Genomic DNA, 18978 nt, shown 5'->3' on the forward strand with positions numbered 1-18978 from the left:
GTACGAGGGCGATCCTCCGCCTTGCGACTGCACGCACCAGACGCCGCGGGCCCCGCCCTCCGGGCGGACGGCGCTACTTTCGAAACACGCCCTAGCTCTTGGAACCGCCCGCCGCTCCGGCGGCACCGGCACCGGCCGACGGCTGCACGACGTGCTGGGTGGCGTTGGCCCCGGCACCGATCGCCTGGTTGCCGATGACGCTCAGCCCGCCCTGCTGGATGAGGCCCTGGTTGAGGATGGTCTGCTGCTGGCTGCGGAAGTCGGTGGTGTCGTAGCCGCGGGCGTCCAGGAACTCCCGGATCGCGGCGAGGGTGTGGCGCTCCACCACCGCCGTGATCCGCCCGGCGTCCACCACCTGGAAGTAGTTGTGGTAGTCGGGGCTGAGCGCCAGCTCGCGGATGCTCACCCGGGCGCCGTAGTCGTACAGCGGATCCTGCTCCATGGCGGTCAGTTCGTCCACCATCCGCCTGCTGTGCCACGACTCGAAGCGCGCGTGCCCGAGCGCGCGGAACGGCGCCCGGAACAGCGCGGGGGCGGTGCCGGAGAGCGCGGTCACCCGCAGCCCCCGCAGCCCGTCCTCCGACAGCGACCCGTGCATCCGGTCCACGACGTGGTACGCGGCGGCCACCGGGCCGAGCACATGGTTGTCGCAGTGCAGGTGCAGCGTCCGGCCGACGGTCGAGAAGTGCAGGAACACGCTCGGCACCACGTCCCCGCCCCACAGCGGCACATGAGCCGCCAGACAGTGCCGTACCGTCCCGGTCGGGTTCAGCACGACCTCACGGACCGCCTCCGCGGGCAGCAGGGCGGCCGGGGCCAGGGTCGTGGCCCGCACGAACCGGTCGTCGTCGCCGAGGGACGTGCCGTTCACGAAGATCCGGTCCTCCAGGACCAGCGACCCGAGATGCTCCGTGCCGGTGACTGCGCCGGTGTCCGACGCCGCGTCGGCCCCGCGCGCGGCGACCTCCCCGAGCCGTTCGCGTACGGCGGCCACCAACTCGGTGACGGCGAACGCCACCGGCTCGGCGGGGCGCGCACCCCGGTCGACCGGGTCCTCGGCGGGCAGCAGCGGTACGGCGAGCGACCACTTGGAGGCGGTGGCCGCGTAGCCGATGAACGGGGTGTAGCCGCTGTAGACGGTGACGTTCCCCTCCTGGGCCTCCTTGAGCACCGTCAGCCGCTCGGCGATCCACGCGCGCCGGCGCGCCGGCACGGGCGGCAGCGGCAGGCGCGCGAACGCCTCGCGGGTCAGACCGGTCCGCAGCAGCCGGTCGGTGTCGAGGTCGTGCCGTACGACCGTCACGAAGGCGAACACGGCGGCGCCCACGGACACCAGCACCGCCGGCACGCCCGTGAGGTAGGCGCCGAGCAGCCAGCTCACGAAGCCGGGCAGCGACAGCGCCGACAGCAGGACGCCGACGTAGAGGGCGACGAGCACGGCGACGGCGCCGGTCAGGGCGGCGTTCAGCAACGCCCCGCTGCCGGGCGGGCGTCGGCCGCGGGTGGCGAGGCTCGGCCGGGAGCTCGCGCCGCGCACGGCCATGGACAGCAGCAGGGCGACGCCCAGCAGCCACAGGGGCGCGACCAGCAGGACGAGCCCGAACGCCCCGGCCAGCCGCAGGTCGCGGCGGTGGCGGAGTTCCTGTGCGGCCAGGCAGTGACGGGCCACCGCCACCAGGTCGACGGCGGGCGACGGGGCGACGGCGCTGCCCTCGTCGGCCAGGACGTCGGCCACGACCCGGCGCGCGAAGCGTTCGTCGACGTAGGCGGCGGCGCACAGATAGCGGGTGACGTCGCCGGGCACGCTTCCGACGGGTGAACGGGCCTGGGGGATCGTCATGCGCCGCGGCCCCTCTCGACCCGCGTCCGTTCACTGCCGTGCGCGTTCATACCCCTCCCAGGACGTGGTCGGTGATGCCGCTGTGCAGCGTAGAGTCAACCGGCCACGCTGAGTGACGCGAACGGCGAATCTTCACCCGCGAATTCGCCGTCCGGGGCTTTTGGGGGCCTGGGGTCCCGGGGTCCTGGGTCGCCGGGCTCCCGGGCCCCGCCGCGGCTACTGCCGGTACCCGCTCAGGAAGCGGCCGATCCGGCCGATCGCCGCCTCCAGGTCGTCCGCGTACGGCAGGGTGAGGATGCGGAAGTGGTCGGGGGCGGGCCAGTTGAAGCCCGTGCCCTGGACCACCTGGATCTTCTCGCGCAGCAGCAGGTCCAGCACGAACCGCTCGTCGTCGTGGATCTTGTGGACCTTGGGGTCGATGCGCGGGAAGGCGTAGAGCGCGCCCTTGGGCTTCACGCAGGACACGCCGGGGATCTCGTTCAGCTTCTCCCACGCCACGGTGCGCTGCTCGTGCAACCGGCCGCCGGGGGCGGTGAGTTCACGGATGGACTGGCGGCCGCCGAGCGCGGCCTGGATGGCGTACTGGGCGGGCGCGTTGGCGCACAGCCGCATGGAGGCCAGCATGGTCAGGCCCTCCAGGTAGTTCTTCGCGTGCTGCTTCGGGCCGGTGACGACCAGCCAGCCCGAGCGGAAGCCCGCCACGCGGTACGTCTTCGACAGGCCGCAGAAGGTGAGGACGACCAGGTCGGGGGCGAGCGCGGCGGCCGAGTGGTGCACCGCGTCGTCGTAGAGGATCTGGTCGTAGATCTCGTCGGCGAGGACCATCAGGCCGTGGCGGCGGGCGAGATCGAGGATGCCCTCGACGATCTCCTTCGGATAGACCGCGCCCGTCGGGTTGTTGGGGTTGATGATCACGACGGCCTTGGTGCGGTCGGTGATCTTCGCGGCCATGTCGTCGAGGTCCGGGTACCAGTCGGCCCGCTCGTCGCACAGGTAGTGGACCGCCTTGCCGCCGGCGAGGGTGGTGACGGCCGTCCACAGGGGGAAGTCCGGTGCGGGGACCAGGATCTCGTCGCCGTCCTCCACGAGGGCCTGGACGGCCATCGAGACCAGCTCGGAGACGCCGTTGCCCAGGAACACGTCGTCGACGCCGACCTCCAGGCCGAGCGTCTGGTAGCGCTGGGCGACGGCGCGGCGGGCGGAGAGGATGCCGCGGGAGTCCGTGTAGCCGTGGGCCTGCGGGAGCATCCGGATCATGTCCTGGAGGATCTCCTCGGGCGCCTCGAAGCCGAACAGGGCGGGATTGCCCGTGTTCAGGCGCAGCACGCTGTGGCCCGCCTCCTCCAGGGCGTTGGCGTGCTCGATCACCGGGCCGCGGATCTCGTAACAGACCTCGCTGAGCTTGTTCGACTGCCGGAACTCCATCGCGTCCCTCCGGAAACTCGTGTTGCTTGGTTTTACCAAGTAGGAGCTTGGAAAGTCCAACAACACGTCTAGACTGCGCCGCATGTCACCTCGCCGAAGCTACGACCAGTACTGCTCCGCCGCCCGCGCCCTCGACCTCGTGGGCGACCGCTGGAGCCTGCTGATCGTCCGTGAGCTGCTCGCCGGTCCCCGCCGCTACACGGACCTGCACGCGGACCTGCCGGGCGTGAGCACGGACGTACTCGCCTCGCGGCTGAAGGACATGGAGCGGGACGGGCTCGCCACGCGGCGCAGGCTGCCGCCGCCCGCCGCGGCGTACGTGTACGAACTCACGGGGCGCGGACGGCGGTTGCTGCCGGTGCTCCAGGCGCTGGGGGAGTGGGGGGAGGCGGAGCTGGGCGAGCGGCGGCCCACCGACGCCGTGCGCGCCCACTGGTTCGCCCTGCCGCTGCTGCGCGCACTGGAGGGGGAGGGGCTGGTCGAAGTGCACCTGGAGGAGGGGGACTTCCACCTGTACCTCGGGGCGCAGGACGACCCGGTCTACGGCGACGGTCCCGCCCCCGTCGCCCCGGACGCCCGCCTCACCATGGACACGGCCACCTGCACGGCGGTGGCCCGGGGCGAACTCCCCGTCCCGGAGGCCGTCCGCGACGGCGCGATCGAGGTGACGGGCGACACCCCGTTGGCCAAGTCCCTCCGGGAGTCCTGACCTACGAGACCTACGAGGCTGGCTTGAACGGCCTGCCGTCGTACGGTCCTTGCCCCGCCCGGTACGGCGAAGGCCCGCCGCGGTGTGTCGCGGCGGGCCCTCGCGCGGGTGGGTCAGGCGTGCGGGGGGACCCGGGGCGGGCGGCCCGTGCCGCGGGTCAGGGTGTAGCCGCCGATGCCCGCCAGGGCGGCGAGGAGGCCGCCGACACCGGTCCACACCCAGCGGTCGGACCACCAGTTGGACGACCAGCCGCCGTCCGGCTCGATGCTGGACAGGACGGCCGACTTCGCCGAGTCGTCGTCCGTACCGTCGCTGTCCTCGCCCTTCGGCCGCACCGCGACCCCCGGCACCAGCGGCTGCGCCAGTGAACCGTCCACCGCCGCGGCGCCGCCCATGTCCTTGGAGTCGACCCGGACCTCGGTGCTCACCGGCTGGCCGAGGTCCGACGAGGCGAGGTCCACCACGGTCAGCCGGACGTAGTACGTGCCCGGCAGCGGGTCGTCGGACCACGGCTCCGCCCACGCGCGCACGGTCCGCAGCACACACGCCAGCTCCACCGACCCGGTGCCCTGCCCGGCCGTACGGGTCGCGGCGCCGTACTGGCACGCCTGCCGGCGGCGCAGCCCGTCGTACACGTCCAGCTGCCACGTCTGCCTGCCGTGCGTCCCGGGCAGCTCGACCTTTGCCTTCACGTCCGGCCGCTGCCCCGCGTCCGCCGGGAACGACCAGTACAGGTAGTCACCGGTGGAACCGCTCGCGGTGGCCCGCTGCCCCTGCTCGACCTCGGTCGCCGTACGGAACGACGTGCCCGCCTGCGTCGGCGCCCCGCCGTCGTCCGACGCGCTCGGCGACGGCGTGGAGTCGGCCGCCGCCGGGGCCGCGGCCAGCCCGAGCACCAGCAGCGCCCCGCCCAGCATCCTGGTGATCCGCATCAGTTGGTCCTCCAGACCGCGACCCGCCAGCGCGACAGCCAGCCCCACAGCAGACCCGCGACGAAGCCGGCCACCACGAGCGCGCCCAGCAGCCACCAGCCGCGCCCGAGACCGAAGGCGGCCACGTCGCCGGCCCTGCTCGGCCCGTCCACGACGTCCACGGTCAGCTCCAGCGGCAGCCCCGGCGTGGTCTTCACCCCGGCCGCGGCGGAATAGGAGTTGGTGACCTGGAGGCAGACCGTCTCGGCGGTCGCCGTGTCGTCGTCGCCCTCCGCCTTCGGATAGCGCAGCCCCGTGGAGATCACGTCGGTGCGGCCGTTGCCCGCCGCCTCGCCGCGCACGATCTCCCGGCCGTGCGTGGTCACCGCGCGCAGCAGGATCCCGTAGTCGGGGTCGACGGCCCGGTCCGCCGAGACGCTCACCGAGGCGCGCAGCTCCTGCCCGGGGTCCACGTCCACCTTGTACCAGCGCTGCTGCCCGAACTCCTCGCGGTCGGTGTAGAGACCGGACTCGAGCGCCGGCGCCTGCTCGCACCGGCCGGTCCCCTCGGTCGCCACCGGCGTCACCACCGGATCCGCGGCCCGGTCGACCAACTGGCCCACCCGGTCCGACAGTTCCTCCTTGTGCTGCACGGAGGTGTACGTGCCGCCGGTCGCGTCCGCGATGCAGCTGAGCTGGTCCCGTGTCTTGGCGTCCGGCACGAGCCCCAGGGTGTCGATGGTCAGCCCGATGCCCTTGGCGGCTATCTCACGCGCCACCTCGCACGGGTCGAGCGGCTGGCAGGTGTCCTCGCCGTCGCTGATCAGGACGATACGGCGGGTGCCGTCGCCGTCGCCGAAATCGCCCGCTGCCTTCTGGAGCGCGGGCCCGATCGGCGTCCAGCCGGTCGGCGCCAGCGTGGCGACTGCCGTCTTGGCCTCGGTCCGGTCGAGCGGGCCCACCGGGTAGAGCTGCTCGGTGTCCAGGCAGCCCGTCTTGCGGTCGTCGCCGCGGTAGTTGGCGCCGAGGGTGCGGATGCCCAGCTGCACCTCTTCGGGCGTCGCGTCGAGCACCTCGTTGAACGCCTGCTTGGCCGCGGCCATCCGGCTGCCGCCGTCGATGTCGCGCGTCCGCATGGACCCGCTGACGTCCAGCACCAGTTCCACCTTGGGAGCGGCCTGATCGGTCTCGTCGGCCGCCGCGCCGACGGGAGCGACGATCCCGGCCGTCAGGGCGACGAACAGGGCACAGGCCCCTGCCGCCAGCCGTTGTCTTCTGATCATCGGCGGATCCTATTGAGCGAAGGTATCGCGCTCCAAAACGAACGGGTTGGGCAGGGCCGTCCACTGGTCGCCCGGCGTTTCCGGGGACAGCCGCATCAGCGTCAGGGCCTTGGCGGGCAGCGGGGATTTCCGCAGCGCGGCCAGGTCCGCGGTCTCCGGGAGCGCGGGCAGCGCCGCCGTGAGCGCCGCGCGCAGCGCCGGGCCCGAACCGGCCGTCGCCGCCAGCGCCCCCGCCACCAGGGACCCGAACAGCTTGCGGCGCAGGGCCCGTTCGTCGTCCGTGACCAGCCGGCCGGTCAGCGGTGGCGGGGTGATGCCGTGCCGGGCGAGCCGGGCCGGGCTGACCCGGATGTCGGCGAGGTCGCGGTAGACCAGGCGCACGGGCTCGCCCGCGGCCGACAGGACCACCAGGAGGTTCTGGCCGTGCGCCTCCAGGGCCACCCCGAGGTCCAGCAGCCGCAGCCCGACCGTCAGGGCCAGCCGGGCGAACGCCGCCAGCCGGGCGGGCGAGCCCGGCAGGTCCGTGGTGGCGAGCGCCGCCACCGGCAGCACCCGCTCGCCCGGACCCGCGTACACCTCGGGCGACTCGCGCAACACGGCCGCCAGATCGGGGGAGTTGGCGCTCGCCGCGCCCAGTGTGCGGGTCATGTGCAGCAGCCCGTCCGTGTGCGCGGCCAGCTCCTGGGCGAACCGGGACAGCGTCGCCGACGCACCGATCGAGTACACCGAGATGTCCCGCACCGACGACGTCAGCCGCGCGCTCAGCGCCGTCTTCACGTGCGGGCCGCCGGGCACGGCGAGCGTCCGCAGGGACATCAGGGGGTGCGCCGAAGGACCGTTCTCGCACGGCACCTTGAGGACGTGCGCGGCCTGCCAGGGATGCACCGGGATCAACAGCCGTCCCCCGTCCCGCAGTTCCGTCGGCCACTCTCCGTTCACCAGGCACTCCGACGCGGCCACCGGCACCGTCCCGAGCCGTACCACCGGCCGGTGCTCGGGCCCGTAGGCCAGCTGCTCCGCCGCCGAGAAGCCGGGCCGGGAACGGCAGTTGGGGTGGAACGGATGCCCGTCCACCACCTGCTGCTCCCACTCCCAGTCCCGCTCGGGCCGCACCGGGCCACCGTCCGCCCGGCCCGCCCGCGACAGCGCCAACGAGGCCGCGCTGCCCGCCAGTTCGGCCGCGAAGGCCGCCGCGTGCGGCACCGCCAGGTCGGTCATCAGCCGCGCCGGATCGTCGTACGCCACCCCGTCGAGCCGTACCTCGGGCGCGTACGCGTCCGTCGCGTACGGATCGGCGTGCGGCCCGTGCAGCACCCGGCCGTCGTGCAGCCGCAGGACCGGACCGTCCGCCCCGGCCGTCCGGCGGGCGATCCACGGCAGCGGCTCGTGCGCCAAGGCCCGCCACAGGCGCGTCAGCACGGCAGCCCGGGCACCCGGCAGCTCGGCCGTGTACCGGCCCACGAGGCCGGGCCGGACCTCGCCGAGCTCGGCGGCGAGCTGGGCCTCGGCGGTGGAGGAAGGGGACACGGTCGGACTCCTCGGCTACGGAAGGCGGCGGTCGCGGACACCGGGCACGACGACCGTGCCCGGCGGGTCCCGCCGTCACCCCCATGATCGGCGCTCACCGCGGACACGTACGACAGACATACTGATCGCGCGGTACCAAGAGGACACCGCACGACGAAGGGAACGCGTGGACCCGATGCCCCCCAGCGACGACGCCGCAGGACGCGCCGACGCGCACGCGACCGCGCCCCTGCTCAACTGCCTCCTCAGGGAGGTCGCGGAACCGGTCCGGGGCGACGACATCGGTGACGGCGAAGGCGTCGGCGCCCGCCCCGGGGAGGGCGCCCGCCTCGGCGACGGAGACAGCTCCGGCGACAGCGGCGCCCGCCTCGGGAACGACGCCGCTCACCCCGGTGACGGCGGCCCGCGGGTGTACCGCCTGCCCGGTACCGGCCGCGTCCTGCGGGTGCGAGGCGGGCGGCGTCCCGCCGGGCCCGAGGTCCGTGCCGACGGGGCCTGGCGCCGGCTCGACCACGCCGAGCTGGTGAAGCTCGTCGCCGACGAACTGGCCCGGTACACCGGTGTACCCAATCACGACCTGCCCGCGGAGATGGCCGACAGCCGGGACACGGTCGCCGCGCTGCTCACCGCCCGCGCCCGGGCCACCGCGCCCGACGACCCGTACACGCGCTCGGAGCAGTCCCTCGTCACCGGCCACCCTCACCACCCCGCCCCCAAGACTCGCGGCGGCGGCCCCGCGGCGGCCTGGCTGCCCTACGCCCCCGAGGCGTACGCCCGCTTCCCGCTGGCGCTGCTCGGCGTGCGCGAGGACCAGGTGGCCGAGGAGGGCGACACCCGCGCCCTCGACGCGCTCGGCACCGCCCCGCCCGGCTACCGGCTGCTGCCCGCCCACCCCTGGCAGCTCGACCTCGCCGCCCCCGCCCTCGCCCCGGCCTTCGCCGACGGCAGGCTGGTCCGGCTGGGCACCACGGCCTTCGACACCTGGCCCACGGCCGCGATCCGCACCGTCCACGTGCCGGGACCCGACCTGTTCCTCAAGTTCAGCCTGGACGTGCGCATCACCAACGACATCCGCCGGCTGTGGCGCCACGACCTGCTGCGACTGCGCCGCACCGACGGCGCCGCCACCGCCGCCTTCGCCGCGCAGGACGGTCCCGCCGCCTGGCTGTCCGACCGCGGCTACCGCACCGCGGCCTTCGCCTTCGAGGAACTCGCCGTCCTCGTCCGCGACGGCCTCGGCGGACATCTGCTGCCCGGCACGACCGCGCTGCTCGCCGCCGGGCTCGTGGAGGGCTTCGAGGGCAGCCCGCTCGCCGCCGCGCCCGACCCGGCGGCCTGGTGGGCGGCGTATCTGCGGCAGACCGTCCCGCCCGCGCTCACGGCCTTCGCCGACCACGGCGTCGTCGTCGAGGCGCACCTCCAGAACACCCTGGTCGCCGTGGACGCCGCCGGGACGCCCGCACAGGTCCTCTACCGGGACGCCGAGGGCGTCAAGCTGCTCACCGACGTCCCGCGCGCGGCCGGCTGGGAGCGGCTGGTGTACTGCCTGGTCGTCAACCACCTCGTGGAGGTCGCCGCCGCCCTCGCCGAACACCACCCCGGTCTCGACCCCTGGCCCGCGGCCCGCGCCGAACTCGCCCGCCACGACCTCCCCGAGGCCGCCGCCCTGCTCGCCTCACCCACCCTGCCCGGCAAGACCAACCTGCTGCTGCGCTGGACCGGCGCGGACGGCGCCGCGGCCCACTACCGCCCCATCCCGAACCCGCTCCACACCAGTTGACCGCCGGGCGCGCGGTCGTGCCACGTCGCGGGCCTCACCCTCCGGACGCCTTCCTGTGCAGGAGGCGTACCTTCGTCCAGGTCTCCTCGCCGACCGGGGTGTGGGTGGTGAGTTTGAGCTCCGAACTCTCGCCGAGCCACAGCTGTGTGTAGTCCAGCGTGAGCAGGCCGACCTCGGGGTGCCGGTAACGCTTCGTGAAGTTCTCCGGCCCCCGGACGTCGTGCTGGTTCCACAGACGCTCGAAGTCCGGTGATTCCCGCCGCAGTCGTTCCACCAGGCTTTTCCAGCCGGGGTCGGCTGCGTGCGCCGCGGTGCCCGCGCGGAACCGGCCGACCAGGCGCGCGGCGGAGTCCTCCCAGTCGAGGACGCAGGCCCGCCAACTCGGCGAAGTGAACATGAGCAGCAGCCAGTTGCGGTCCTCGGACGGCAGCCGGCCCAGCCCACCGACCATCTGTCCGTAGGTGTGGTTGTGGGCGAGCAGGTCGAACCGTGCGTTGATCACGGCGGCCGGGATCGGCTCCAGCTGACGCAGCATCACCAGCACGGCGTCCGGGATGGCCGTACGGTCACGGTCCGTCGGCGGCGCCGGGTGCCCGGCGAGCGTGTAGAGGTGGACACGCTCGTACGGATCGAGCCGCAGCGTGCGCGCGATCGCGGCCAGCACCTGCGCCGAGACGTTGATGTCCCGCCCCTGCTCCAGCCACGTGTACCAGGTCACGCCCATGCCCGCGAGCTGCGCGACCTCCTCGCGCCGCAGCCCCGGGGTGCGCCGACGGCCCGTGAGCGGCAGTCCGGCCTGCTCCGGGGAGATGCGTTCCCGCCTGCTGCGCAGGAAGGACGCCAGTTCCCGGCGTCTGACCCGATGATCGGCCGGCGGTGCGGGCACGGCTCCCGAGGACGTCGTCACGAGCCCACTGTGCCACCGCGCGGATCCTGTAACCAGGCGGTGCGGATACCTGGATAAGCACGCTTCTGGTACTCGGCCGAGCCGGATCGCACAGTGGATCCCAGTCACCCCACCACCCCCGCGGAGGTCATCGCCGTGCCCACCACTCCCCCCTTGCTGTCGACGGTTGCCCTGGTCACGGGGGCCAGCAGCGGTATCGGCCGGGCCACCGCCCTTCGGCTCGCGTCCCAGGGCGCCACCGTCGTGCCGGTCGCCCGCCGTCAGGACCGGATCGACGCGCTGGCCAAGGAGATCGCCGAGCAGGGCGGCGACGCCCTCCCGCTGGCCGCCGATCTGACCCACGCCGACGCCGCGGCGGGCGTCGTCGCCGAAGTCGTGGAGCAGCTCGGCCGCCTCGACACCCTGGTCAACGCGGCCGGCGTCATGCTCACCGGTGACTCGGCCCGGGCACCGCTGGACGAGTGGCAGCGGATGGTCGACGTCAACGTGAAGGGGCTGCTGTACGTCACCAAGGCCGCTCTGCCCCACCTCGTCACCGCCGCCACCGGCCCGCGGCAGGTCGCCGACGTGGTCAACATCAGCTCGATCGCCGGCCGCTTCGTCATTCCCCACGCCGCCGTCTACAACGCGACCAAGTTCGGCGTCACCGCCGCGACCGAGGCCTGGCGGCAGGAGTACGCCCGGCGCAACGTCCGCTTCTCCGTCGTCGAGCCGGGCCTCGTGGACACCGAGCTCATCGGCCACCAGCAGGCGGCCGTCCAGGAACGCATGCGGGCCAGGTTCGCCGACGTCGAGCAGTTGCACGCCGACGACATCGCCGAGGCCGTCGCGTACATCGTCACCGGACCGCGCCGCCGGGCCGTGGCCGAGATCGTCATCCGCCCCACCGACCAGGTCTGAGCCTCGCGTTCGGCGTCGCCCGCCCCGTCCGCGTGCCGCGGCAGGAACAAGGAGCGTTCATGCAACTGCGCAGGTCGATCGCCACCGCGGTGAGCCTGGGCACCCTGCTCGCCGGGGGCCTGACCGGTGCGGCCCTGGCCGACACCCCCGACGGCCGACAGCCGGCCCACGCGTCGAGCCTCGTCGCGCACGACACCCGACTGGGCCGCGACTTCACGGCTCTGGAGAACGAGCGCGACGGCACGCGCCGGGAACGGCAAGCCGAGCGCATCGTCTCCGCGGGCTACATCCAGCACAACCCCACGGTGACGGGCGATCCCTTCCTGGGAGTCGCACCGAGGGGACAGAAACTCGAATGGGACGGAGTCGACATCTGGACCGTCCGGGACGGGAAGCTCTACGAGCACTGGGACCAGTTCGACTGGCCCCGCGCCCTCGTCCAGCTGGGCGTCCAGGGGCTGCCCCAATTTTTCGTGCAGGCCGCTTCCCGCCCGGTCGGCCGGTAGGGCCGCCCGGATTCTCCCCAGGGCCGGTCGGGGAGGATTCCCCGGGCTGTACCGTGTGGGGGATGGGCATGGAATGTGAGGCAGACGGTTCGCGGGACCCCGGAAGATGCTGAGGGAGGTCACCGCCACCCGCTTCGTCGCGCCCCTGCGCTCCGGTGGCTCGGTGCCCGGGGTCGTAGAGGCCGACGACCTCGGGACGTACGTCGTGAAGTTCACCGGCTCCGCGCAGGGCCGCAAGGCGCTGGTCGCCGAGGTGATCGTCGGTGAGCTGGCCCGCGCCCTCGGGCTGCGCTTCCCCGAGCTGGTGCTCGTGCACTTCGACTCCGCGATCGGCCGTGACGAACCGCACCAGGAGGTCCGTGACCTCCTCGACGCCAGCCACGGACTCAACCTCGGCATGGACTACCTGCCGGGCGCGCGCGACCTCACGCCCGAGGTCGCCCGCACCTTCCCCGTGGACCCGCTGGAGGCCGGGCGGATCGTCTGGCTGGACGCCCTCACCGTGAACGTCGACCGCACGGTCCACAGCTCCAACCTCATGGTCTGGCCCACGTTCGGCATCGCGCCCGCCCGGCTGTGGCTCATCGACCACGGCGCCGCCCTCGTCTTCCACCACCGCTGGGACGCCTCGGCGCCCGCGAAGGCGTACGACTTCCGGCACCACGCCCTCGGCCACTACGGCCCCGACGTCCGGGCCGCCGACGCCGAACTGGCGCCGAAGGTCACCGAGGAACTGCTGCGCGGCATCCTCACCGAGGTCCCGGACGCCTGGCTCGCCGACGAGCCGGGCTTCGCCACCCCTGACGAGGTCCGGGCCGCCTACGTCGGTTACCTCGCCGCCCGGGTGCGTGCCTCCCGCGAGTGGCTGCCCACCGATTTCCCGAGCCGTGCGGAACTCGCGGCCGAGGAGGCCGCCCGCGCGGCCAGGACCCAGCAGGGCCGTCCGAAGTGGCTGCGGCGGGTCCCCGACCTGCACGGCGAACCGGCGGCGGAACAGGATTGGTCGGTGCACCTGGGATGAGTCATCGTGTCCAGATCGAGTACTGCACGCAGTGCCGCTGGCTGCCGCGCGCCGCGTGGCTGGCCCAGGAACTGCTGACGACCTTCGAGACGGAGCTGACCGAGCTGGCCCTGAAGCCGGGCACCGGCGGAGTGTTCGTCGTGCGGGTGGACGACGAGGTGGTGTGGGACCGGCGCGACCAGGGCTTCCCCGAGCCGACGGCCGTGAAGCGCCTGGTGCGCGACCGGGTGGCCCCGGGCAGGTCCCTGGGCCACTCCGACCGCGACGCCGACCGCGCGGCGGACGTCAGCCCCTGAGCCGCTCGTAGGCGGGCAGCGTCAGGAAGTCCGCGTAGTCCTCGTCCAGCGCGACCTGGAGCAGCAGGTCGTGGGCCTGCTGCCAGTGGCCGGCGGCGAACGCCTCGTCGCCGATCTCCGCGCGGACGGCGGCGAGTTCACCGGCGGCGACCGCGCGGGCCAGCTCCGGCGTCGCCTTCTCACCGTTCTCGAACTCGACGCCCGCGTTGATCCACTGCCAGATCTGCGAGCGGGAGATCTCGGCGGTGGCCGCGTCCTCCATCAGGTTGAAGATGGCCACCGCGCCCAGACCGCGCAGCCACGCCTCGATGTAACGCAGGCCCACCTGTACGGCGTTGACGAGACCGGCGTACGTGGGCCGGGCGTCCAGCGAGTCTACGGCGATGAGGTCGGCCGCCTCGACGTGCACGTCCTCGCGGAGCCGGTCCTTCTGGTGGGGGCGGTCGCCGAGCACCCGGTCGAAGGACTCCATGGCGAGCGGCACCAGGTCGGGGTGGGCGACCCAGGAGCCGTCGAAGCCGTCGGCCGCCTCGCGGTCCTTGTCCGCCTTGACCTTCTCGAAGGCGACCTTGTTGACCTCCTCGTCGCGTCGCGAGGGGATGAACGCGGCCATGCCGCCGATCGCGTGCGCCCCGCGCTTGTGGCAGGTGCGGACGAGGAGTTCGGTGTACGCCCGCATGAACGGGGCCGTCATCGTCACCGCGTTGCGGTCCGGCAGCACGAACCGGGGGCCGCCGTCACGGAAGTTCTTGACGATGGAGAACAGGTAGTCCCAGCGTCCTGCGTTCAACCCCGAGGCGTGGTCGCGCAGTTCGTAGAGGATCTCCTCCATCTCGTAGGCCGCCGTGATGGTCTCGATCAGCACGGTGGCCCGGACGGTGCCCTGCGGGACGCCGACGTGGTCCTGCGCGAAGACGAAGACGTCGTTCCAGAGCCGGGCCTCCAGGTGCGACTCCGTCTTCGGCAGGTAGAAGTACGGTCCCTTGCCGAGGTCCAGCAGCCGCTGGGCGTTGTGGAAGAAGTACAGGCCGAAGTCGACCAGGGCGCCGGGGAGCGGGGCGCCGTCGGCGCCGACGAGGTGCCGTTCGTCCAGGTGCCAGCCGCGCGGGCGCATGACGACGGTGGCGAGCCGCTCCTCGGGGCCCAGCGCGTACGACTTGCCGGACGCCGGGTCGGTGAAGTCGATGCGGCGGGCGTAGGCGTCGATCAGGTTCAGCTGGCCGAGGACCACGTTCTCCCAGGTCGGTGCGAGCGCGTCCTCGAAGTCCGCGAGCCACACCCGGGCGCCCGAGTTGAGGGCGTTGACGGTCATCCTGCGGTCGGTGGGGCCGGTGATCTCGACGCGGCGGTCCTCCAGGGCCGCGGGCGCGGGCGCGACCCGCCAGGAGTCGTCCGCGCGGATCGCGGCGGTCTCGGGGAGGAAGTCGAGCGTGGAGGTGCGGGCGATCTCGGCGCGGCGCTCCGCGCGGCGGGCGAGGAGCTCGTCACGGCGCGGGGTGAACCGCCGGTGCAGCTCGCCCAGGAAGGCGAGCGCCGCACTGGTGAGGACCTCTTCCTGCCGGGGCAGGGGCTCGGCGTCGACGACGGCCGGCGGGGTCGGCGCTGGTGCGGACATGAGCGGTCACTTCCTTCGGCGGTGGCACCGGGTGCCAGTGGTTCCGGGTGGGGTGAGTGAAACCCTGGGAGCGCCAGGGCGCTTCTGATCTGTGGATACTAGTTTCCTTATCGTGGAACTTCAATGGTTTGTTGATGTCGAGATTCTCCGGGTCGAGGCAAGGTGGCGCACGGTGCCACCCGCTCACTCCAGGTGCGCCAGATCGGCTTCCGTGTCGATGTCGTACGCCTGTGCCACGTCCCCGCACTCGACGAGCCGGATCGCCCCTTCGTGTGCCCGCAGATAGGCCCGCGCACCCTGGTCCCCGGTCGCGCTCGCGGCGATCCCCGCCCAGTGCGCCGCCCCGAACAGCACGGGGTGGCCGCGCACACCGTCGTAGGCCGCCGACACCAGCGACGCCCCGGCCGTGTACGCGCCGACGACCCGCGACACGGCCGCCGGGCCGATGCCGGGCTGGTCCACGAGCAGCACCAGCGCGGCCTCGGCGTCCGTCCCGGCCAGCGAGTCAAGGCCGGTGCGCAGCGAGGAGCCCATGCCCTGCGCCCAGTCGGGGTTGTCCACGAGTACGCAGCCGCTCAGGTCGGCCCGCTCGCGCACGGCCTGCGCCGCCGCCCCGAGCACCACGTGGATCCGTTCGCAGCCGGCGGCGCGCAGGACGCCGACCGCGTGTTCCACGAGCGGTCGGCCCCGGTGTGCCAGCAGTGCCTTGGGCCGTCCGCCCAGTCGTCGTCCGCCGCCCGCGGCGAGGAGCAGCCCCGCGACGCGGCCCTTGTCGTCCGTCATGGCTCCTGCATACCTCGCCCCGGGGACAGGCGCCCGTCCCCAGGGCTGAATTTCCGTCCGCGCGGTGGCGCTCGGCGCGCCGGTTGGCGTTTACTGACCCGCGTCCCCGGGCGTCCGACCAACGTCGCGGGGCACCGGGCGGGACCGCGAGGCGTGCGCGCACGACGTCGTGCGATGGGGGAGGACAGTGTTGCGGAGCGTGGGACAGAGGTCGGTGACCGGGAGCGACGAGGATCCGAGAGTGGCGGGACTGCGGACCGCCGTGTCCCGGCTGCGGCGTGAACTCGCCGCGCACCCGGTCGAGTTCGCCGACCGGGTCATCGCCGAGGACGAACTGGCGGCGCTGGCCGCGATGATCTCCGGCGGTGCGCCGGAGACCGCGCGCCTGCGCAGCTCGCTGCTGCTGATCGCGGGCGCGATCGGCTCGGTCAGCGCGCTGGCGCGGGGGCTGTCGGACGTACGGAACGCCGTCGACCTGTTCGGGGAGCCGCCGCACGACTGACCTCGGGGGGATCTACGGTTCGATGACCAGCCGCTCGACGAGTCCACCGGCGAGGACGAACCGGTAGTACAGGTCGACGACGCCGCCCGGGAAGTCGCCTTCGAGGTGCTGGACGGCGACGTAGTGCGTGTCGTCCGTCCGCTCGGCGCCGGTGAGTTCGACGGTGTACGTGTACTCGGACGCCTCCTTGTCGAGCCAGCGCTCGATCGCGGCGGCGCCCTCGTGGGTGCGGCCGTCGTCGGTGACCACCGCGTCGGGGCGGAAGGCGCCGAGCGCGGTGGCCGTGTCGCGCACGCGGTGCGCCTCCAGATACCGGGTGATCACCTCGGGCAGCGCGGCGGGGTCGATGGGCCGGGCGGTGTTCTCGCTCATGACGGTTCCTGTTCCGGGTTAACTGCTAAAACAGAAGTAACTGACTTCTACTTTAGCAGTAACCGGTCATGGGTGCGGGGTGTGCATGTCCGAGGGATTCGGCCGGCCGGGTGGCGCGGGTCAGGTCCCCGGGGTCGCCAGGGCCTGGGACAGGTCCGCCGCGACCTGCTGGAGCACCGGGACGATCTTCTCCGTCGCGGCCTCCGTGACCCGGCCCGCCGGGCCCGAGATGGAGATGGCCGCGGCGGTGGGGGAGTCGGGCACCAGGACCGCGAGGCAGCGGACGCCGACCTCCTGCTCGTTGTCGTCGACCGCGTAGCCGAGGCGGCGCACGTCCTCCAGGGCCGCGAGGAAGCCGTCGGGCGTGGTGATCGTCCGCTCCGTCGCCGCCGGCATGCCCGTGCGGGCCAGCAGCGCGCGCACCTCGTCGTCGGGCACGTTCGCCAGCAGTGCCTTGCCCACGCCCGTGGAGTGCGGCAGTACCCGCCGTCCGACCTCGGTGAACATCCGCATCGAGTGCTTGGACGGCACCTGCGCCACGTACACGATCTCGTCGCCGTCCAGCAGCGCCATGTTGGCCGTCTCGCCGGTCTCCTCGACCAACCGCGCCAGATGCGGCCGCGCCCAGGTGCCGAGCAGCCGCGACGCCGACTCGCCGAGCCGGATCAGCCGCGGGCCGAGCGCGTACCTCCGGTTGGGCTGCTGGCGTACGTACCCGCACGCCACGAGCGTGCGCATCAGCCGGTGGATGGTCGGCAGCGGCAGCCCCCCGGCCGCCGACAGCTCGCTCAGCCCGACCTCGCCGCCCGCGTCCGCCATCCGCTCCAGCAGGTCGAAGGCGCGCTCCAGGGACTGGACCCCGCCGCTCGCGGACTTGGCGGAGCCGGTGCTGCTGGCGGGGGACGTCGGCACGGCGTGTTCCTTTCGGGGCGGACGGGAAGGGTCGAACCTTATCGGGTGGGACCGTCTGGTGCATAGCTACATTCTGCTTGCCGGAATTCTAATTTCGCTTCGTGGAAACGTCCAGGCCGGTCGTCGTGCCGCCCCTGGAGGGAAGTGTGCCCTTGACGGCATGAGGGCGGGAGTGAAGACTCCTTCAACAGAAAGTTGAAATCCGTTACGTGGGTGTAAATCCCGTTTCCGGTACGTGAATCGACGACAGGCAAGGCAGAGAGGGGCCCGGGTGTCCGACGCCGAACTGGTGCTGCGCTCGACGCGTGTCATCACCCCCGAGGGAACGCGCCCCGCGTCCGTCGCCGTGGCCGGGGGAGTCATCACCGCCGTCCTGCCCCACGACACGCCCCCGCCCGCCGGGGCCCGCGTCGAGGACCTCGGCGACGACGTCCTGCTCCCCGGCCTCGTCGACACCCATGTGCACATCAACGACCCCGGCCGCACCGAGTGGGAGGGCTTCCGCACCGCCACGCGCGCCGCGGCGGCCGGCGGCGTCACCACCCTGGTCGACATGCCCCTCAACTCCCTCCCGCCGACCACGACCGTGGCCCACCTGCGCACGAAACAGGCGGTGGCGGAGGCCGGGGTCCATGTCGACGTCGGCTTCTGGGGCGGCGCCCTGCCCGACAACACCGAGGACCTGCGCCCGCTGCACGACGCCGGGGTCTTCGGCTTCAAGGCGTTCCTGTCGCCCTCGGGCGTCGAGGAGTTCCCGCACCTCGACCAGGAGCAGCTCGCCCGCTCCCTCGCCCGGATCGCCGGGTTCGGCGGACTGCTCGTCGTGCACGCCGAGGACCCCCACCGGCTCGCCGCCGCCCCGCAGCACGGCGGCCCCCGCTACGCCGACTTCCTCGCCTCCCGCCCGCGCGACGCCGAGGACTCGGCCGTGGCCCGGCTCGTCGCCCTGGCCGGGCGCCTCGACGCGCGGGTGCACGTGCTGCACCTGTCCTCCGGCGACGCGCTGCCCCTGATCGCGGCGGCCAGGGCGGACGGCGTCCGGGTCACCGTCGAGACCTGCCCGCACTACCTCACCCTGACCGCCGAGGAGGTCCCGGACGGCGCCAGCGAGTTCAAGTGCTGCCCGCCCATCCGCGAGGCCGCCAACCGGGACGCGCTGTGGCGGGCGCTCGCCGACGGCACGATCGACTGCGTCGTCACCGACCACTCGCCCTCCACCGCCGACCTCAAGACGGACGACTTCGCCACCGCCTGGGGCGGCATCTCCGGCCTCCAGCTGAGTCTCGCGGCCGTGTGGACCGAGGCCCGCCGACGCGGGCACGGCCTGGAGGACGTGGTCCGCTGGATGTCGGCGCGCCCGGCCCGGCTCGTCGGGCTCGACACCCGCAAGGGCGCCGTCGCCCCCGGCCACGACGCCGACTTCGCGGTCCTCGCGCCCGACGAGCCGTTCACCGTCGACCCGGCCGCCCTCCAGCACCGCAACCCCGTCACGGCGTACGCCGGGCGGACCCTGTACGGCGTCGTGCGGTCCACCTGGCTGCGCGGCCGGCGGATCTTCGCGGACGGCGGGTTCACCGCACCGGAGGGACGGCTGCTGACCCGTACTCCCTGACCGCTCCCCGACCCGGCCCCCCGGTCCGCTTCCGGGTGCGTCCCCCTCCCGAACCGTGCCCGCGACCCGCACGGCGG

The 18978-nt window shown here is 73.2% G+C and carries 18 protein-coding genes; 8 read left to right on the top strand and 10 right to left on the bottom strand.

Features of this window, described 5'->3' with window-relative positions; genetic code table 11:
- Positions 1–91: 91 nt before the first annotated feature.
- Together AB0F77_RS30000 and AB0F77_RS30005 are read right to left on the bottom strand one after the other, a co-directional pair.
- Positions 92–1840 (bottom strand): hypothetical protein, encoded by a 1749-nt coding sequence (locus tag AB0F77_RS30000; RefSeq protein WP_361954818.1) that lies wholly within the window; start codon positions 1838–1840, stop codon positions 92–94.
- A 216-nt stretch (positions 1841–2056) separates the two neighbouring features.
- Entirely contained in the window at positions 2057–3265 is a 1209-nt protein-coding gene (locus AB0F77_RS30005) for a pyridoxal phosphate-dependent aminotransferase (protein ID WP_361954819.1), read from the bottom strand.
- 82 nt (positions 3266–3347) lie between these two features.
- On the opposite strand from AB0F77_RS30005, the gene AB0F77_RS30010 reads away from it, so the two are divergent.
- Positions 3348–3974, top strand: coding sequence for a winged helix-turn-helix transcriptional regulator (locus tag AB0F77_RS30010; protein WP_361954820.1), 627 nt, complete (start codon positions 3348–3350; stop codon positions 3972–3974).
- A 113-nt stretch (positions 3975–4087) separates the two neighbouring features.
- Here the strand turns inward: AB0F77_RS30010 and AB0F77_RS30015 are convergent, their stop codons facing one another.
- The 3 genes from AB0F77_RS30015 to AB0F77_RS30025 are packed head-to-tail and all read right to left on the bottom strand — an operon-like array spanning position 4088 to position 7695.
- Positions 4088–4906, bottom strand: coding sequence for a hypothetical protein (locus AB0F77_RS30015; protein ID WP_361954821.1), 819 nt, complete (start codon positions 4904–4906; stop codon positions 4088–4090).
- Positions 4906–6168: a VWA domain-containing protein gene (locus AB0F77_RS30020; protein WP_361954822.1), complete on the bottom strand. Its 1263-nt coding sequence runs from the start codon at positions 6166–6168 to the stop codon at positions 4906–4908. The genes AB0F77_RS30015 and AB0F77_RS30020 overlap by 1 nt, the downstream gene beginning before the upstream one ends.
- A 9-nt stretch (positions 6169–6177) precedes the next feature.
- The gene (locus AB0F77_RS30025) at positions 6178–7695 is read right to left on the bottom strand and encodes an IucA/IucC family siderophore biosynthesis protein (RefSeq protein ID WP_361954823.1); all 1518 of its coding nucleotides are present in this window, start codon (positions 7693–7695) and stop codon (positions 6178–6180) included.
- Between the two features lie 175 nt (positions 7696–7870).
- Between AB0F77_RS30025 and AB0F77_RS30030 the strand changes: the two genes are divergently transcribed.
- Positions 7871–9475, top strand: coding sequence for an IucA/IucC family protein (locus AB0F77_RS30030; protein WP_361954824.1), 1605 nt, complete (start codon positions 7871–7873; stop codon positions 9473–9475).
- A 34-nt stretch (positions 9476–9509) separates the two neighbouring features.
- Here AB0F77_RS30030 and AB0F77_RS30035 read toward each other — a convergent pair whose 3' ends face one another.
- Complete coding sequence (locus AB0F77_RS30035) at positions 9510–10382, bottom strand: helix-turn-helix transcriptional regulator (RefSeq protein ID WP_361954825.1); 873 nt, start codon at positions 10380–10382, stop codon at positions 9510–9512.
- Positions 10383–10517: 135 nt separating this feature from the next.
- On the opposite strand from AB0F77_RS30035, the gene AB0F77_RS30040 reads away from it, so the two are divergent.
- From AB0F77_RS30040 to AB0F77_RS30055, 4 genes are all read left to right on the top strand, one after another.
- The gene (locus AB0F77_RS30040) at positions 10518–11282 is read left to right on the top strand and encodes an SDR family NAD(P)-dependent oxidoreductase (protein WP_361954826.1); all 765 of its coding nucleotides are present in this window, start codon (positions 10518–10520) and stop codon (positions 11280–11282) included.
- 59 nt (positions 11283–11341) lie between these two features.
- A complete protein-coding gene (locus tag AB0F77_RS30045) occupies positions 11342–11788 on the top strand; it encodes an ester cyclase (protein ID WP_361954827.1) in 447 nt (148 codons plus the stop codon).
- Positions 11789–11894: 106 nt separating this feature from the next.
- Positions 11895–12809, top strand: coding sequence for a HipA family kinase (locus AB0F77_RS30050; RefSeq protein ID WP_361954828.1), 915 nt, complete (start codon positions 11895–11897; stop codon positions 12807–12809).
- Positions 12806–13105, top strand: a complete 300-nt coding sequence (locus AB0F77_RS30055; RefSeq protein WP_361954829.1) for a SelT/SelW/SelH family protein — start codon at positions 12806–12808, stop codon at positions 13103–13105. The genes AB0F77_RS30050 and AB0F77_RS30055 overlap by 4 nt, the downstream gene beginning before the upstream one ends.
- Here the strand turns inward: AB0F77_RS30055 and aceB are convergent.
- Together aceB and AB0F77_RS30065 are read right to left on the bottom strand one after the other, a co-directional pair.
- Positions 13095–14720: a malate synthase A gene (gene aceB, locus AB0F77_RS30060; RefSeq protein ID WP_361954830.1), complete on the bottom strand. Its 1626-nt coding sequence runs from the start codon at positions 14718–14720 to the stop codon at positions 13095–13097. The two genes, AB0F77_RS30055 and aceB, sit on opposite strands and share 11 nt — an antisense overlap.
- A 183-nt stretch (positions 14721–14903) precedes the next feature.
- On the bottom strand, positions 14904–15503 hold the full coding sequence (locus tag AB0F77_RS30065; RefSeq protein WP_361954831.1) for a nucleotidyltransferase family protein: 600 nt from the start codon (positions 15501–15503) through the stop codon (positions 14904–14906).
- Between the two features lie 214 nt (positions 15504–15717).
- Here AB0F77_RS30065 and AB0F77_RS30070 point away from each other — a divergent pair, with 214 nt between their 5' ends.
- Positions 15718–16005, top strand: coding sequence for a DUF5955 family protein (locus tag AB0F77_RS30070; RefSeq protein WP_361954909.1), 288 nt, complete (start codon positions 15718–15720; stop codon positions 16003–16005).
- 12 nt (positions 16006–16017) lie between these two features.
- Here AB0F77_RS30070 and AB0F77_RS30075 read toward each other — a convergent pair whose 3' ends face one another.
- Positions 16018–16377 carry a nuclear transport factor 2 family protein gene (locus AB0F77_RS30075; protein WP_361954832.1) on the bottom strand — a complete coding sequence of 120 codons (360 nt, stop codon included), beginning with the start codon at positions 16375–16377 and terminating at the stop codon, positions 16018–16020.
- A 120-nt stretch (positions 16378–16497) separates the two neighbouring features.
- Positions 16498–17289: an IclR family transcriptional regulator gene (locus AB0F77_RS30080; protein ID WP_361954833.1), complete on the bottom strand. Its 792-nt coding sequence runs from the start codon at positions 17287–17289 to the stop codon at positions 16498–16500.
- A gap of 271 nt (positions 17290–17560) precedes the next feature.
- On the opposite strand from AB0F77_RS30080, the gene allB reads away from it, so the two are divergent.
- Positions 17561–18901 (top strand): allantoinase AllB, encoded by a 1341-nt coding sequence (gene allB, locus AB0F77_RS30085; RefSeq protein WP_361954834.1) that lies wholly within the window; start codon positions 17561–17563, stop codon positions 18899–18901.
- Positions 18902–18978 lie beyond the last annotated feature (77 nt).

Origin of the sequence: Streptomyces sp. NPDC026672, assembly GCF_040638185.1 — a bacterium.
Lineage (GTDB): Bacteria > Actinomycetota > Actinomycetes > Streptomycetales > Streptomycetaceae > Streptomyces.